Origin of the sequence: Aggregatilinea sp. (assembly GCF_036822615.1) — a bacterium.
Lineage (GTDB): Bacteria > Chloroflexota > Anaerolineae > Aggregatilineales > Aggregatilineaceae > Aggregatilinea.
In genome coordinates this window covers 1-16,215 of the sequence record NZ_DAISHJ010000117.1, presented here as the reverse complement: position 1 = coordinate 16,215, position 16,215 = coordinate 1, and the positions used below count along the sequence as shown (strand labels likewise).

The 16,215-nt window shown below is 63.3% G+C and carries 12 protein-coding genes; 6 read left to right on the top strand and 6 right to left on the bottom strand.

What is annotated here, in order from left to right:
- Positions 1–974 (top strand): hypothetical protein (locus V7116_RS21475; protein ID WP_324394031.1); only part of this gene is annotated, 974 nt, incomplete at its 5' end.
- Between the two features lie 362 nt (positions 975–1,336).
- Here the strand turns inward: V7116_RS21475 and V7116_RS21470 are convergent.
- Complete coding sequence (locus tag V7116_RS21470; RefSeq protein WP_324394030.1) at positions 1,337–3,253, bottom strand: alpha/beta hydrolase; 1,917 nt, start codon at positions 3,251–3,253, stop codon at positions 1,337–1,339.
- Between the two features lie 211 nt (positions 3,254–3,464).
- Between V7116_RS21470 and V7116_RS21465 the strand changes: the two genes are divergently transcribed.
- Entirely contained in the window at positions 3,465–4,610 is a 1,146-nt protein-coding gene (locus V7116_RS21465; protein ID WP_324394029.1) for a radical SAM protein, read from the top strand.
- On the opposite strand, the gene V7116_RS21460 is transcribed toward V7116_RS21465, so the two are convergent.
- Positions 4,537–5,007 (bottom strand): hypothetical protein, encoded by a 471-nt coding sequence (locus V7116_RS21460; RefSeq protein ID WP_324394028.1) that lies wholly within the window; start codon positions 5,005–5,007, stop codon positions 4,537–4,539. The two genes, V7116_RS21465 and V7116_RS21460, sit on opposite strands and share 74 nt — an antisense overlap.
- Before the next feature lie 224 nt (positions 5,008–5,231).
- On the opposite strand from V7116_RS21460, the gene V7116_RS21455 reads away from it, so the two are divergent.
- On the top strand, positions 5,232–7,094 hold the full coding sequence (locus tag V7116_RS21455) for a glycosyltransferase family 39 protein (protein WP_324394027.1): 1,863 nt from the start codon (positions 5,232–5,234) through the stop codon (positions 7,092–7,094).
- A gap of 244 nt (positions 7,095–7,338) precedes the next feature.
- On the opposite strand, the gene V7116_RS21450 is transcribed toward V7116_RS21455, so the two are convergent.
- The 3 genes from V7116_RS21450 to V7116_RS21440 are packed head-to-tail and all read right to left on the bottom strand — an operon-like array spanning position 7,339 to position 10,045.
- Positions 7,339–7,704 carry a response regulator transcription factor gene (locus V7116_RS21450; RefSeq protein WP_324394026.1) on the bottom strand — a complete coding sequence of 122 codons (366 nt, stop codon included), beginning with the start codon at positions 7,702–7,704 and terminating at the stop codon, positions 7,339–7,341.
- A gap of 56 nt (positions 7,705–7,760) precedes the next feature.
- The gene (locus V7116_RS21445) at positions 7,761–9,275 is read right to left on the bottom strand and encodes a sensor histidine kinase (RefSeq protein WP_324394025.1); all 1,515 of its coding nucleotides are present in this window, start codon (positions 9,273–9,275) and stop codon (positions 7,761–7,763) included.
- A 32-nt stretch (positions 9,276–9,307) separates the two neighbouring features.
- Positions 9,308–10,045, bottom strand: coding sequence for a response regulator transcription factor (locus V7116_RS21440; protein WP_324394024.1), 738 nt, complete (start codon positions 10,043–10,045; stop codon positions 9,308–9,310).
- A 297-nt stretch (positions 10,046–10,342) separates the two neighbouring features.
- On the opposite strand from V7116_RS21440, the gene V7116_RS21435 reads away from it, so the two are divergent.
- From V7116_RS21435 to surE, 3 genes are all read left to right on the top strand, one after another.
- Positions 10,343–13,384 (top strand): penicillin-binding protein, encoded by a 3,042-nt coding sequence (locus V7116_RS21435; protein ID WP_324394023.1) that lies wholly within the window; start codon positions 10,343–10,345, stop codon positions 13,382–13,384.
- Between the two features lie 133 nt (positions 13,385–13,517).
- Positions 13,518–13,769: a hypothetical protein gene (locus V7116_RS21430; RefSeq protein WP_324394022.1), complete on the top strand. Its 252-nt coding sequence runs from the start codon at positions 13,518–13,520 to the stop codon at positions 13,767–13,769.
- A gap of 381 nt (positions 13,770–14,150) precedes the next feature.
- Complete coding sequence (surE, locus tag V7116_RS21425) at positions 14,151–14,990, top strand: 5'/3'-nucleotidase SurE (RefSeq protein ID WP_324394021.1); 840 nt, start codon at positions 14,151–14,153, stop codon at positions 14,988–14,990.
- 73 nt (positions 14,991–15,063) lie between these two features.
- On the opposite strand, the gene V7116_RS21420 is transcribed toward surE, so the two are convergent.
- Positions 15,064–16,215: glycoside hydrolase family 1 protein (locus tag V7116_RS21420; protein WP_324394020.1), on the bottom strand; the 1,152-nt coding region annotated here is incomplete at its 5' end.

Below are 16,215 nucleotides of genomic sequence, written 5' to 3'. Positions count from 1 at the left end.
CCACCGCGCAGTATTACCTGCCGACGACCGTCTCGCGCGAGCAGGCCCTGGCGACGTGGGAGCGCAAGACCGGCATCCCGGTGTCCAGCTACGGCGGCGCGGCGCTGATGTACCGCCCGATCCTGATCGCGCAGGCGCAGGCGCGCTACACCGATCGCAAGAGCAGCGCGACGACCGTGCAGCCCTACGCCTACCACGTGCCGCACGTCGCGCGGGCCGGGCTGATCCACTGGGACGAATACCGCGCGCCGTACACCGATCCGAAGGATCTCAGCCAGACGCCGCTGATGGAAGGCGGCTATGGGGAGCTTTCGCCCGGTCTGGCGGACAGCAAACGCATCACCGAACTCAAGCGCGAGGTGGTGGACTATATTTACCAGACGGCCAGTCTCGTCCTGATGCATAACCCGGACCTGGACCTCTACGGCCAGCCGAGCATGAGCCGCCGCGACTTTTTGGTCCAGGCGCAGACGCTGGCGCGGCAGGCCCGCGACGAAGAACTGGATAAGATCATGGGCCAGTACGACAAGAAGTTCGATGACCTGGAAGCCAAGCTGCGCAAGAAGGCGCGCGATCTGGCGGCGGGGCAGCAGCAGTACGACGCGGTGAAAAACGAGGAAATGTTCACCACGGGCGAGGCGCTGCTCAGCCTGCTGCGCGGGCGCACGACGTATACGCTTTCCCGCGTGAGCCGCGCGCGGCGCTACAAGAACTACGTGCAGGAAGATCTCGTGGACGCCGAGGCCGCCATCGCGGAGCTGGAAGCGCAGATGGACATTCTGCACGCCGAAATGGAAAACGTGCTGCGGCAGATCCAGGAGAAGTGGGCGCGCGTCGCGGCGACGGTTGAAGATTACCGCATCACGCCGTACAAAAAGGACATCTACCTCGACGCGTTCGGCATCGGCTGGAAGCCGCATTGGGTCGTGGTGGTCAACGGCCAGCAGCAGTTGATCTCGGCCTGGGGCGACTGAAAGCGATAGAGTAGAAACATCGAAAAGCAAGGGCAAGAGCAAAAAGCAGACCTCACCCCCGGCCCCCAAACGGTAGGGATCAGGGACCAGGAGTTAGGGAACAGGGAAAAGCAAAGGCAAGGGCAAAAAGCAACCTCACCCCCGGCCCCTCTCCAATCTGGGTTGGAGAGGGGAGACAGGCAGCGCCCGATGGGGTTTGTAGGGGTGGGTTTGCACGCTCTAAGCCAGATCAATACGGGCGCGATTCCGGTACAGAATCGCGCCCGTACTGTTTGGCGTGCAAATCGCGTTCCACAAAAACGCCGGGGCGCAGCGCTGCGCCCCGGCATCTCTCGTGCTGTGGAAGCCCAGATCGGGCTGCGTTATCCCAACGGGGTCAGCGCGTCCACGGCAGGCAGGAAGATCTGCGTGTAGTAGTCGTCGTGCTGGGTGGCGGTGGTGATCAGCCAGATCAGGTAGCCCGTCCCATTCGAGGACGTGACCGCCAGATTCGAGGGCTGGCCCTGCATGTCGAACGTGTAAAGGGTCCACGTCAGGCCGTTGGCCTCGCGCGTGCCGTCCGCTTCGGGGAAGGTCGCCATCCCCAACTGCTGCGCTAGCAGGGTCGTCACGGTCGCTTCGTCGCCGGGCAGCGCCTGCTCAAGCAGCACGCTCTGGCTCATCATCGACTCGGCGTATACGCCCGGCGACAGTTCCTGCCAGCCATCGGGGATCGCGCCCGCGAAGCCGAACGTGTCGTTCTGCATGGGGACCATCGTGATCGCCTGCCCCGTCACGTAGAACTCGACGGGAGCCAGCGCGTCGATGCACGCGGTATCCGGCTCGGTGGACGGATCGTCGATGTACTGCGTCGCAACCGAATCCGCACAGGTGCTGCTGACCAGCACGCTGTGGCCCACCGCCGGGATCTCGTACAGATAGGCATGGCTGAGGTTGGCCGCGACGTGCTCGGCATGGCTGAACGGCGTCACCGGGTCGAACTGGCCCGCCAGCACCAGCACGGGCAGATCCGTCACCAGCGGCGTAAGGTCGGCGGGGTCCAACGGCTCGACGGGCCACTGCGCGCAGCCGTCGATCGGGTTGTATTCCATCTGCACTTCGATGTCCGCCGTGCCGCGCACCTGGGGCGGCAGGCTGTTCAGCCGCTCAAGGTACTCCTCAGACGTGTGCCCGACCGGATCTTGCGCGCAGAACACCGAATATTCCATACCCCGGCTGAGCGTGTTGAGCGACAGCAGCGTGGAGCTGTTCAACTGCGTGATCACATCATAGTTGCCCTGCGCCACATCGTAGATCGCGCTCGGCAGCATGGGGATAGTCGGAGCTTGATACAGGTAGTACATCAGCGTCCCGATCAGGCCGTCGCCGTTCAGGTAGGCATCGTACGTGTCACCCGTAAGCGGATCGGTCAGGGTCATCGGGACCGGACCGGCGTTCAGTTGATCGACGGTATCGAACAGGACCTGACGCAGATCGGGATAGGCCGTGCTGCACGTCTCGTCGGCGGCGCAGGCATCCAGCAGCCGGTTCAACGCGGCGTAGCTGGTATCCAGCGACGAGATAAAGAAGCTCGCGTCAATCGGCAGCACCGAGTCGATGATCGCGCTGCGCACCACTTCGGGGTGATCGCGCATGACGAACTGCGCGAGCTGCGAGCCGTAGGATATGCCGATCAGGTTGGCCTGCTCGTAACCGAGCGCGGTCACGATGTCGGCCACGTCCGCCGCGTTTTCCAGTGAATTGTACGCCGAGAGGTTGTCGCCTTCGCTCTCTAGGCGCGCGCCGCACGCGAGCAGCGCCTCGTACGGTTTACGCAGCGCTTCCTCAGGATCGACCTCATCCAGCGTGTCATACTGCGCCTCGGTCCACTCGGGGCATTCGAGCGCCGGTTCAGACAGGCCGACGCCGCGCTGATCGAACACGATCAGGTCGCGGTCGGGCGAGATGGGCGCAAAGATGGTGGCCATGTTCAAGGCGCTGGCGGTCGTCTTTTCACCGGGACCGCCGGAGAGCATGATCACCGGATCGGGCTGAACGTTGTCGCTCTGCGCGGGGAAGCGCACGACCGACAGGCGGATCGTGCCGCTGTCGGGATTGCCGTGTTCTTCCGGCACGACGACGAACCCGCACTCCACGGCCATCCCTGGGGTTGTGTCAAACGGGCAGGGCGCAGGCTCGAAGCGCGGCACGGTGTCGCCATCCTGGGCAAAGGCCGGCAGGACAGATGAGACGGCCAGCAGGCACGCGAACAGTACGGGAATGACCGAACGCATACGCATGGTTCTACTCCAGATGCAGGGGAAGTTAAAGAGGCCCGTCCGCAGGCAAGATGAGGTGAAGTGGGACAGCAATGAACTATCAAACCCCCGCCGGACCGGCAGATGTTCCCCAACCAATTCTTTATACGCGGGAATGATTCAGGAGTTGCAGTTAGAACATAAGTTCGGTATACTTTCTCTACCATTTCCATCGAGTCGCGGAGCCGGAATAATGGACGGTCACGATCTGCTCGAAGCCACGCGCGGCATGACGGAATTCGAGCCGGTAGGGGATTCGCCCCAGCAGGAACGAGCGCCCCGCTCGCATCGCGGCCCGGTCGATCTCAGCGGCTGCGTGGCGCACGTCACGGCGGGGAGCCGCCAGATGGCCGTGCTGAAGACGATGACGACGACCGCTTGCGAACGCGGCTGTTTTTACTGCCCCTTCCGCGCGGGCCGCACGCAGATGAAGCGCCGCACGATCTCCCCCGACGACATCGCCAGCGGATTCATGGCGCTCTACCGCAAGCGCGCGGTGGAGGGGCTGTTCCTGTCGTCGGGCATCATTCGCGGCGGGATCACCAGCCAGGACAAGATCATCGACACGGCGACGATCCTGCGCGAGAAGTATAAGTTCCGGGGATTCATCCACCTGAAGATCATGCCGGGCGCGGAGCGCGATCAGGTGCGCGCGGCGATGAAACTGGCGAACCGCGTCTCGATCAACCTCGAAGCGCCCAACGCCGACCGCCTGGAACGGCTCGCGCCGGGCAAGTGGTTCGCGGACGAACTGCTGACGCGCCTGAAGTGGATCGAGGAGCTGCGCCAGCAGAGCGGCGGCGGCCTGCGATCCAGCAGCGTGACGCAGTTCGTGGTGGGTCCGGCAGGCGAGCGCGACGTGGAGCTGCTCAGCACGACGGGCATGCTGTACAGCCAGCTCAAGCTAGCGCGCGTGTATTTTTCCGCGTTCAGCCCGGTGATCGATACGCCGCTGGATAATGCCGCGCCGACGGACCCGGTCCGCGAGCTGCGGCTGTATCAGGCCAGCTTTCTGCTGCGCGATTACGGCTTCGAGACGGAAGAACTGCCCTTCGCGGCGGACGGGGATCTGCCGCTGAACCAGGACCCAAAACAGATCTGGGCCGAGCAAAACCTGTCCGAAACACCGGTCGAGGTCAACACGGCGTCGCCGCAGGAACTTGTTCGTGTGCCGGGAATTGGGGTCAAGAGCGCCGAGCGCATCGTGGCCGCGCGGCGAGAATCGCCGCTGCGTGACCTGTCCGCGCTGCGGGCGGTGGGGGTGGTTAACGCGACTCGGGCTGCACCCTATGTCTTGCTGGACGGTCACCGTCCAGCCCGGCAGATGCCGCTGCTGTAGCGGGCTGAAGCTCGTCGCCGGTCAGCTTGCGGATGATGCGTCCGACGATGTTCCGCAGGGTCGCGCCGGACATCTTCACGGGCTGCGGTGGGGAAGGTGGCGGTGCGGGCACGGGCGCGGGCTGCACCGGGGCGGGCCGGACCGGCTCCAATTCCTCAAGATCGACCGACTCGGTCAGCCGCCCGTAAAACCAGCCGGGGGCTTCGCCGTCGATGCGCAGAATTCCGCGCTGGGCCAGCCGCCGCGCAGCGCCGCGTGGCAGTTGGATGATGCCGCGATTGTTGTGCGTGCCTTCCGGCCAGCGAAACACCAACGCCGACTCAGTCCAGGCGACGAACACCACCTCGCTGTCATTCCACCATATGCGCGTATACATGTCGTTCGATTCCGGGAGCATCGATCAAGTCTCGCTTGAGAACGTGTTTCCCGTGCAGGATACCACAAGCATAGCACAACCCTGTACTAAAGTAATGGTCTCCGGGCTGAAGAGCGTAAATTTTTCTGATAGAAATTGTTGGAAACAAATTGAAATTTTTAAATGCCGCATCCAGGCGGCGCATTGCGCGGCTTTTCCCGTGCGGTACAATCGCGGTGCATCCACTTTGAAAGCGACCGGTCTGCATGGAACACCGCATTTTCCCTGCTGTCTCCAACAAAGGGCGGCTCGCCCTGCTCACCCTGATCCTCCTGCTGGCGTTTGCGCTGCGCGCGCACGACGCCGGGGTTCGCAGTCTGTGGGAGGACGAGGGCTGGACCATGCTGCTGAGCAAAGGGCCGGGCGTGGGCGACGTGGTGCGCACGATGGTCTACGACCAGCACCCGCCGCTGTACTTCGTGCTGCTGAACCTTTGGCGCGGCGTCGCAGGCGAGACGGAATTCGCCACGCGCTTTTTGGGCATTCTGATCGGCGTGGTGGCGGTGGCGGGCATCGCGCCGCTGGGCCGGGCGCTGTTCGGAGCGAAGGCGGGCGTGCTGGCGGCGCTGCTGCTGGCGCTGGCCGACCTGCACATCGACCTGTCGCAAGAGGTGCGCCACTACGCGCTGATGGCGACCTTCGCCGTGCTGTCCAGCCTGTTTTACGTGCGTTGGGTGCGGCATTCCACGCGGGCCAGCCGGGTGGGGTGGGTGCTGACGTCGCTGGCGCTGATGTACACGCATTACCTGGGCGCGTTCGTGCTGATGACGCAGGGCTTCCACCTGCTGCTGTGCGTGCGTCCGCGCGCGAAGCTGGCGCAAGGCGTGTTTCTGCTGGGCGCGGTCGGGGTGGGATTTTTACCCTGGCTGCCGGTCGTCATCCGCCAGAACGACGTGCGCTGGGACAACCCGCTTTACTACCAGAACTCCGTGCCGAACAGCATCGAGACATATAGGGCCGTGCGGCAGGTCTTGTTCGGCAGCCATTACGGGCTGATGGCTGGGCTGATGCTGCTAGGGCTGGTGACGCTGGTGTATGCCCGGCGCGCGGCGTGGCCGCGGGTGAGTCTGCGCCCGGTGTGGCCCGTGCTCTATCCCGCGCTGTGGATCGAGCTGATGACCGGCCTCACGGTGTACATCAACTCGCGCAGCCAGTTTTTGACCGAGCGCAACTTTTTGCTGATCGTGCCCGCCATCGCGCTGCTGATCGCGCACGGGCTGACCAACCTGGATCGCACCGCGCGGCTATTCCTGGTGACGGTGATCGTCGCGGTGGGACTGACCACGGTGGACGCGCGGCGGCACTATCCCGATTGGCGCGCGGTGGTCCGCAACGTCACGCAGCATCACCTGGACGACGAACCGGTGCTGATGGATATCTGGGTTGGGGACTTCCCGGCGCGGTATTACGTGGACCGGCAGATGGGCGAGGATACGCCGCGTGTGTCGCTGCGCGAATGGCGCGACACGTACAAGACGCTGTTTCTGCCCACGCTGCTCGAGTATTTGAATCACCAGGACGCGTTCTGGCTGATCTACTGGGGCGATGCGCCGCTGGACGAATACGGCGATCTGATCGACCGGGCCGGATTCCAGCGCACGGCGGCGCTGTCGGTCGATCATCTGGGCACGCCGCTCTACAGCTACCGCTACGACAAGATCCCGGCGGGCGAGCTCGCCGCGTTCGGGGATCTGTTCGCGCTGCGCCGCGCGGACGTGCCGCCTGCCGCCGCACCGGGCGACACGATCGAGGTGGCGCTGTGGTGGTCGGCGGATCAGACGCCGCCGCTCGACTACAGCGTGTCGGTGTTCCTGACGAACGCAGAGGGCGCGACCGTCGCGCAGCACGACAGCTCGCCGCTGGACGGTCACGCGCCGACGAGCGGCTGGCAGCCGGGCAGCGTGTATTTCGACGCGCACCTGCTGGCGATCCCGCCCGGCCTGCCGCTAGGATCGTACGAGGTGGGCGTGCGTGTGTACTGGTATGGCGACGGGCAGCCGCTCGCGGTCAGCCAGGAAAACGCGTCCGGGGGCGATTACGCGGCTGCCGGAACAGTGAACGTAGAATAAAGAGGGAAATAAAAAGGACCGGGGTACGGTCCTTTACATTTGAGATGGACGGGGTGGGGAAGAGATGCTCTAGGGTAAGCGGGATTTGGGCCGGGAGCATTTTCCACCTCAAATGTATCTTTATTTTAACGTACTGAGATTACGGATTACATTACTAAACATTCTTCTTTGAAATGGGAGCGTTAACTCACTCTCATTTTTTACGAATTTAATATTTTGTTCTAGCTTTTTGCCGTTTGTTCTACTATGTGTAGAGGGCGCGCTCGACGCGTTCCAGCAGTACACGCGGCGAAAACGGCTTGATGATGTAGTCGTCGGCCCCCGCAGCAATGCCCGCTTCCACGTCATTTTGCTGGCCGAGCGCGGAGATCAGGATCACGGGCGGCGCGCCCACCCCGTATGCGTTTTTGATTTCGGCGCACACTTCGAGACCTTCGCGTCCGGGCAGCATGATATCCAACAGCAGTAGATCGGGACGGCTGTTGAGACCTATTTCCAGGGCATCATTTCCGTTATCGGTAGCAATTACCGTGTGCCCTGCCGCTTCCAATTTACGCTGGACGAGCAGCAAAATGTGGGGTTCATCTTCGGCAACCAGAATCCGGCTCATAATTAACGCGGCGTGCCAATCTTAATTGTTCCGCCGCTTTTCTCCTTTCGCGTGCGCTAGAGCGCTGCATCTCCCAGGATCATTTTGCTTTCAACCACGGGCGCTGTGAAGTAAAAGGTGGAACCCTGTCCGACTTCCGATTCAAACCATACCTGCCCGCCCTGCATTTCCACAAACGACTTGACGAGCATCAAGCCTAATCCCGTGCCGCCGACCAGCCGCGTGGCTTCGTTGTTGGCCCGGTAAAAACGCTTGAACAGATGGGGCTTATCTACGTCGGCAATGCCCAGCCCGGTATCGCGCACGCTGACCAGCACGCAGGGCAGGATCTGGTCGCGGGTGGCCGTCTCCGGCAGCGCCTCGACCGATTGAATATACCGCGCCGCGACCGTGATCTCGCCGGGCCGGAGCGTGTATTTCACCGCGTTGCCGAGCAGGTTCGAGAGAATCTGCACCATACGGGCCGGATCGGTCCAGATCTGCGGCAGGTCCGGCTCGATGTCCACCGTCAGGCGGTGCTGGCGCTCCAGGATCAAGGGCTGGAGCGCGGCGGACACCTGCTCGATCGTTTCGGGCAGCGAGCACAGCCTGGGGCTGATATCGACGCGATCCGTTTCGATGTGGGTGATGTCGAGGATGTCGTTGATCAGCCGCACGAGCCGGTCGGCGTTCAGCGCGATGATCTCTAAATATTCGCGGGCTTCCGGCGGCAGCGCGCCCTCGCCTGCTTCGAGGATCAGGTCGCTGAAGCCCTTCACGGAGGTCAGCGGCGTGCGCAGCTCGTGCGAGATCAGCGTGGTGAATTCCGCTTTCAGGCGATCGACTTCACGCTCGCGCATGACGTCGCGGAAGACGAAGATCCGGCCCAGGAGCGTGCCGTCCTGGCTGTAGACGGGCAGACTGTACCACACCAGGATGCGGTGCTGCGGCTCGTCAATTTCGATCTCGCTGCCCAGGCTTTCGGTGTGATTGTGCGACAGGGCGCGCAGGACGCTCGCCAGCGCTTCGGGCAGGCCGGGCTGCGTTTCGATGCGGTGCGCCAGCGTTTCGAGCGGCTGGCCCAGGACTTCGTAACGCGGGATGCCGGTAAACCGCTCGAACTGAAGCGTCACGATGACGAGTTCCCCGGTGGTATCGACCATGAGGATCGCGTCGTTGGTGGCGTCGAGCACGGCTTCCAGCCGATCGTGCTCCTGCTGCACCGCCGCGCCCCACTCGTTGTGCCGGGCAGGCGGGCGGTTGGCCGCCAGCGCCAGCGCGATCAGGGGCGCAAAAAACGTCAGGCGAGACGCCAACTGGACGGTATCCGTTTCGGGCGGCGCGATCGCACACAGGTCCGCGAGGTGCTGCTCGCGGAATATGAGCGGCACGACGACCAGCCGATCCGCGTCGGGCAGCGGCTCGCCGGGAAAGCTCAGTGTGAGCGCCTGGACTTCCAATGTGGTCCGCAGGGTGTCCAACAGCGCGGACGGATCCGGCTGGGTGGACGCCAACACGGCAAGCTGCTGGAAGAGTGGCAGATCGTGCTGGGGGACGGCGCCAGGAAGGGGGGAAGCAGAAAGTTCAACCATCAGCGGCTCGTATCGAGGTCTTTGGCCCCGTGCTAAGGTTCGGACTGCCCGTCAGGAACATCCTGGGCCACGTAAACGGACCGGAAAGAATAGCCGACGCCGCGTTCTGTCTGAATGTACTGGGGATCTCCCGTTTCCTTTTCGAGCTTGCGGCGCAGCCGGTGCATATGCACCCGCAGCGTATCTTCGTAGACTTCGCCGGCGGGCCATACGCGGGCGATCAGCACGTCGGACCGGACCACGTTGCCCGCGCTGCGGATCAGGTTGTGCAGCAGGGCGGATTCGATGCGGGTGAGCGTTTCGATGCGCCCGCCCACAATCACACGGTTGCGCCCGAAATCAATCGACAGCCATTCGTCCACCTTCATCACGGGCGGCTGGGCGTAATCGAAGTTCGACATGCGGCTCAGTACGCGACGGACACGCGCGATCAGCTCCGCCGTGCGGACGGGCTTCACCATGTAGTCGTCGGCATAATGCCGCAGGCCGTCCACGACGGTGCGCTCGTCGTCCTTGCCCGTGACGAAGATGATCGGCACGTCCCCGATCGCTTTGATTTTCGCGCTGAGATCGAAGCCTTTGAGGTCGGGAAGATCGAGATCGATCAGGGCCAGATGAGGAAGCCCGTTGATCTGAATATCGGTCAGCGCTTCGGATGCCGTGCGGCAGGCAGCCACACGGTAGCATTCGCCTTCGAACACTTCCTTCAAATAGAAGAGGGTTTTCTCGTCATCATCAACAATAAGGAGCCGCTTATCTCCGGACGCCATCAACCGCCGCCTTCATTTCTTCAGTTCAAATCGATAGGTTACCGAGCACCTGCGCCCCAGGAGGGCGGCAAAGCTGAGACGCGTATCGAAGAAGACAGGATCGCCGCAGTGGAATGCGTAGGAGAGGAATGAAGTTGAACGATACCGCCGCTTACCCAGATCACTACGCTGTGGTGACCCTGCCCCGGTTTCTGATGGATCTTGTCACTCGCGCCGCCGCCGTGCTATAGTGGTAGCGCGAACAGTCAAGTTCGCCACCAGTTTAGCACATTCTTATGGGTACGGACACCAACCGGGATGACCGTTGCTCGCGTCGCTCGCCAGCGCCGCCGCCGTCGGCAGCAGCACCAGTTTAGCGCCCCCCGCTTCTTGCGATGGTCCCTGGCCGTTATCATCGCCCTGGTGGGAGTCGTCGTTCTCGCCGTTCTGATCGCGGCGGGGGCGGGCTTCGTGATCTACCGCTACTACGCACAACAGCTTCCCCCACCGCAAGACATCATCGCGGCTGAAGAAGACGCCTTCCTGACCACCGAGCTGTACGACCGCACCGGGCAGAACGTGATCTACGAAGTGATCGATCCGTTGGGCGGCGACCGGCGCTGGGTGGGGATCGATGATATCCCTCAGTATTTCCTCGACGCGACCGTGTCCATCGAAGACGCGCGATTCTATGCGAATCCTGGCTTCGACCTGGAAGGCATGGGCCGCGCGCTGTGGAGCAACCTCACCGGCGGGCAGGTGCAGGGCGCGAGCACGATCACGCAGCAGTTGGTGCGCGGCGTGCTGATGACCCCGGAAGAACGCGTCACGGTCAGCATGGATCGCAAGGTGAAAGAAGTGATCCTGGCGACTGAGATCTCGCGCCTGTACAGCAAAGACCAGATCCTGGAGTGGTACGTCAACACCAACTTTTACGGCAATCTGGCTTACGGCGTCGAGGCGGCGTCGCAGCTTTATTTCGGCAAGCCCGCCCGCGACCTGACGCTGGCCGAGGCCGCTCTGCTGGCGGCGATTCCGCAGTTCCCGCTGCAAAACCCGATCGATAATCCCGACTCGGCCAAGCTGCGCCAGGAAATCGTGCTGAATATCATGGCCGAGCAGGGATACATCACGCGCGATCAGGCCGGCGCGGCGGCGGCGGAGTCGATCGCGATCCGGCCCTACGGCGACCAGTACAGCATCACCGCGCCGCACTTCTCGATTTACGCGCGCGCCGAGGCTGAATCGCTGCTGAACGACCTGGGCCTGGATGGCGCGCGATTGGTGACGCGCGGCGGCCTGCGCATTTACACCACGCTCGACGTGGATTTGCAGCTTCAGGCCGAATGCGTGGCGCGCAGCCACGTCCAGCGGCTCGACGGCGGCGATCCGGGCACGGTGGTCAACACTGCCGCCGGAATGCCCTGCACCGCCGCTAACTATCTGCCCGCGATGGACGCGCAGATGATCGGCGTGGACCGCGAAGTGAGCAACGCGGCGTCGGTCGTGCTGCGTGGCGATACGGGCGAGATCCTGGCGCTGGTCGGCAGCGTGGATTATTGGAACACCGGCATCGACGGCAATTACAATGCGGCACTGGCACAGCGCCAGCCCGCGTCGGCGTTCAAGCCGATCGTTTACACCGCCGCGTTCCTGGCAGGCGGGCAGCCGGGCTATCCCAACGGCATCACCGCCGCGACGATGACCTACGACGTACCGATCGAGTTCGACAACGGCGGCGAACCGTATACGCCGGTCAACATCGACCGCCAGTATCACGGCCCGATGAGCGTGCGCGACGCGCTGGCGAATTCGTACAACGTGCCGCCGGTCCAGCTCACGCAGGTGATCGGCCTGGGGCCGGTCGTGCGGACGGCACACCGCCTGGGCGTGAATTCGCTGAACCGCATCGAGGGTTACGGGCTGGCACTGGCGCTGGGCAGCGGTGAAGCGTCGCTGCTGGATATGACCTACGTCTACAACGTGTTCAACACGGGCGGCTACATGGTCGGCACGCCGGTGCACGAGGGCCAGAGCACGCCCGGCTTCCGCACGCTGAACCCGGTCTCCGTGCTGCGCATTGAGGATGCGGACGGCACGGTGCTGTGGGAGTACGGCCAGGAGACGAACATGTTCCAGCGCCGTCTCGTGCTCGAACCGGCGGTGGCGTACATCATGACCGACATGCTGGCCGATTCCGAGGCGCGCGCCCCGGCATTTGGCGCTAACAGCCCGCTCGACTTGTCGCGCCGCGCGGCGGTCAAGACCGGGACCAGCAACGACAACCGCGACAGTTGGACCATCGGTTACACGACGCAGATCGTGACGGGCGTGTGGGTCGGCAACAACAACAATCACTCGATGGTGGACGTGACCGGCGAAAGTGGCGCGGCTCCCATCTGGCACGCGATCATGGAATATGCGCTGGCGCGTGACGCGATGCCCGTGCAGGACTGGGCACGCCCCTCGACCGTGGTCGAGCAGACGGTGTGCCAGATCTCCGGGCTGCTGCCCACGCGAAGCTGCCCGCAGACGCGCGAGCTGTTTTACGTCGATCAGAGCGCGGGCATCAGCACCGTGCCGACCCAGACCGACACGTATTGGAAGACGTATTCGGTCAACGTGTGCAGCGGCAATCTTGCCACGTCGTCGTCTCCGGCGGACTGCGTGGAGGACATCCCCTATTTCGACTACCCGCCCGAAACGCTCACCTGGGCGCGTGAAACCGGCCAGCGCCTGCCGCCCACCGAGTACGATACGGTGGATGCGGCGGAGCCAAGCAATCCGGTGACCATTCTCTCGCCGGTCTATCTGGCGCGGGTCGGCGGCGTGGTGGAAGTGCGCGGCAATGTCGAGGCCGATAATCTGTCGTATTGGGAACTGGATTACGGCGCGGGCACGCAGCCGGACGTCTGGCAGCAGATCGGTGAAAACGGCACGGTGACCGGCAGCGGGATCGTGCTGGGGCTGTGGGACACGGCCCCGCTGAGCAGCGGCGCGGTCTATACGCTGCGGCTGCAGATGGTGCGCAGCGACGGCAGCCTGGAGACGGCGTTCGTCTCCGTCACGATCGACAACCAGCCGCCCACCGTCACGCTGAGCGCCCCCGCACCGGACAGCGCGTATTCCGCCACGCGGGATTCGGTCGTGACGCTGGAAGCGCAGCCCGAAGATGATGTACAGATCGCCGCCGTCGAGTTTTACGTCGATGGCGAGCTGGTGGCGACCACCGAGGAGTGGCCGCACACGACCCGCTGGTCCATCACCGGACAGGGCCAGCACGATGTTTGGGCAGTGGCATTTGACGCGGCGGGTAACAGTACTGAGTCCGCTCACGCCACTATTACGGTAGGGCCTTAACACCCGTTGCCGGGCATTTCATAACGTCCCCGGCAGGCAAAGCACGGCTCGGTGTTTTCGCCTGATTGACAGCGACGGGTGTTTTGTGATATATGAACCCTATGAGCATGCAGTAGGAGCATCTTGTAAGGTAATGAACGACGACTATCTGCACAGTAAGTCAGAGACGACGCGCAGTCCTAAGAGCAAACTGCGCGCCCGGTGTCCATCGTGTAGTGCGTGGGTTCCTTTACGTGATGCCGTCGAAGTCTGGGACCTCGTGGAATGCCCTGAGTGCAGTACACAGCTCGAGGTAGTCGACCTGCGCCCGCCCACCCTCGATTACGCGGGTGGCGCGCCGGACGACGACGAGGACTGGGACGAAGAAGAAGAGGAGTGGCACTAAGCTGTCATGGCGATAGGGCCGGCAGCAGACGACGTTGTGACCTGCCGTCCCCTCGTAATCGACCCTGGTCGAGCTGACTCCAACGCGGGCCGCTGAAACCGATACTGCCCGCCACATTGACTAAAAACATCGATCCCTGGGCGGACTTTTCCGACAGGGATTTTTTTCGGGCATGGGGTGGAATATGGAATAAGCGGATTTAACGCCGCGCTAACCGTCACTTTGTGGCGCGATCAGACGGTGTTAATGTGCGGCTGGTATTCTACAGCATGGCGACCAGATGCGAGTGGAAAGTGCGACTCAAAAAGGGTAAAATCAGTGGTTCGCTCCCGGTAACTTAGGCCGGGGCGAGATAACGGTAATGGAGTAGATAGGAACACTATGCATATCCTCATTTCGAACGATGACGGCGTGCGTGCGCCAGGCATCGCGGCGCTTGCGCGGGCGATGCTGCCCTTCGGCAAGGTCACGGTCGTCGCGCCGTCGGAAAATCAAAGCGCAACGGGACATCGTAAGACGATGCACAAGCCGCTGCGTATCGACGAGGTCCAGTTCCCGGTCGAAGGCGTTCGGGCGTACGCGACCTCCGACTCCCCGTCCGACTCGGTGGCGGTCGCGCTGCTGGGCTTCGTCGAGGAGCCGGTCGATCTGGTCGTGTCGGGCATCAATCGCGGGCCGAACATGGGCCAGGACCTGACTTACAGCGGCACGGTATCGGCGGCGTTCGAGGCCGTGATCTGGCACAAGCCCGCTATGGCGTTTTCGCTGGATAACTTCGCGGACGACGCCGACTACAGCGCCGCCGCCGCGGTCGCGCAGCAGCTCGTGGGCATGGAGATTTACCGCCGTCTGCCGCCGCTGACGCTGTTCAACGTCAACGTGCCGAACCTGCCCCTGGATCAGATCAAGGGCTTCAAGGTCGTGCGCCAGGGCCTGCGCGAGTACAACGACGAGCTGATCCGCCGCACCGACCCGTATGGCCGCCCGTACTACTGGATCGGCGGGGCCGCGCCGACCGGCGACACGACGCAGGAAGGCACGGATCTGTGGGCGCTGCACGAGGGATACGTCTCGATCACGCCCATTCACCTGGACCTGACCAACCACTCGCTGCTGCTGGACATGCAGCGCTGGGGCCTCACCAAAGCCACCCCCGGCGAAACGCGTGATCTGCCCGTTTCTGAGGCCGAGCATCCCGCGGCCAAGCGCAACGGATCGTAATGACACAGGGACAATTCGCGGATTGTCCCTGCTGTCGATCTTCTCTTTTTTCCTCGTTTAACGCTGTGAGAGCTTAATAACGCTGCGGGAGGGTCACTTCCTGCTGCACGCTGACGCTGGGGATCAGCTCCTCGGCGCGGTCGGGCAGGTAGCGACGGATCATCTCCGCCGTGAGGCCGTTCGCGCCCGCGATCTCGCCGTATAACTCCGCGCTGCGGCGTTTGGTGCGGGCCTGTGTTTCGGGGTCGCAGGCGTACAGCCCGAAGTTGAACGCCGGATCGTAGCCCTCCGCCCATTCGAAGTTGTCCGCCAGCGTCCACGCGAAATAGCCGCGCACGGGGTAGTTGTGCATGATCGCGCGCCATACGCTGCGCAGACTGCGGACCATGTGCAGGGGCCGCAGCGAGTCGTCGGGATCGGGCACGCCGTTTTCGGTGACGTAGAGCGGCTTGCCGGTGGCCGCGCACAGCCACTTGATGTGCTCGAAGATGCCTTCGGGCCAGATCTCGCCCACGCTTTCCGGCCCCAGGATACCGTCACGCGGGCGGGTCTGGTGCAGGAATAACTGCCCCGGATGGAGCAGATTGAACATCACGTCGAAGCGGTAGTAGTAGTTCAGCCCGATCCAGTCGAGCGTTCCGGTGGCCTGCGGCACGGCGACTTTATGCAGCGGCAGGCGCAGCGTGCCGGTGTTCAGCGCGTCGATGAACGCGCGGTTGAAGAAGTTCCGTATCGCACCCAGCGCGGGCTGGTGCACCGCCTGGGGGAAACGCGTCTTCAGGCTGATCATGTGCTTGGCGAGGCCGACCTGGGCCTGGGGGAACAGTTCCTTGATCGCGTAGTAGGCGGCGGCGTGGCCGCGCAGCATATTTTCCGCGACGTGCGTCGTCGCGCCCAGGCTGTGTTTGCCGGGCGGAAACTTACCCTGCAAATAACCCATCGTGGCAAAAATCATCGGCTCGTTGATGGTGCACCACAGCGTGACGTAGTCGCCCAGGGCGTCGGCCACCACGCGCGTGAACTGCTCGAAACGCTCGATCGTAGCGGGATTGCGCCAGCCGCCGGAGTCTTCGAGCCATAGGGGATGCGTGAAGTGGTGGAGCGTGACCATCGGCTCCAGGCCGCGCTTGCGCAGAGCCGACACCATGTCCACGTACGTGCGCAGCGCCGCGTCGTCATAGCGGCCCGGCTCCGGCTCGATGCGGCTCCACGCGATCGAGAGGCG

Coding starts and splice junctions, on each gene's coding strand:
- V7116_RS21470 (WP_324394030.1), bottom strand. CDS start 3,253: ATGCGTATGCGTTCGGTCATTCCCGTACTGTTCGCGTGCCTGCTGGCC.
- V7116_RS21465 (WP_324394029.1), top strand. CDS start 3,465: ATGGACGGTCACGATCTGCTCGAAGCCACGCGCGGCATGACGGAATTC.
- V7116_RS21460 (WP_324394028.1), bottom strand. CDS start 5,007: ATGCTCCCGGAATCGAACGACATGTATACGCGCATATGGTGGAATGAC.
- V7116_RS21455 (WP_324394027.1), top strand. CDS start 5,232: ATGGAACACCGCATTTTCCCTGCTGTCTCCAACAAAGGGCGGCTCGCC.
- V7116_RS21450 (WP_324394026.1), bottom strand. CDS start 7,704: ATGAGCCGGATTCTGGTTGCCGAAGATGAACCCCACATTTTGCTGCTC.
- V7116_RS21445 (WP_324394025.1), bottom strand. CDS start 9,275: ATGGTTGAACTTTCTGCTTCCCCCCTTCCTGGCGCCGTCCCCCAGCAC.
- V7116_RS21440 (WP_324394024.1), bottom strand. CDS start 10,045: ATGGCGTCCGGAGATAAGCGGCTCCTTATTGTTGATGATGACGAGAAA.
- V7116_RS21435 (WP_324394023.1), top strand. CDS start 10,343: ATGACCGTTGCTCGCGTCGCTCGCCAGCGCCGCCGCCGTCGGCAGCAG.
- V7116_RS21430 (WP_324394022.1), top strand. CDS start 13,518: ATGAACGACGACTATCTGCACAGTAAGTCAGAGACGACGCGCAGTCCT.
- surE (WP_324394021.1), top strand. CDS start 14,151: ATGCATATCCTCATTTCGAACGATGACGGCGTGCGTGCGCCAGGCATC.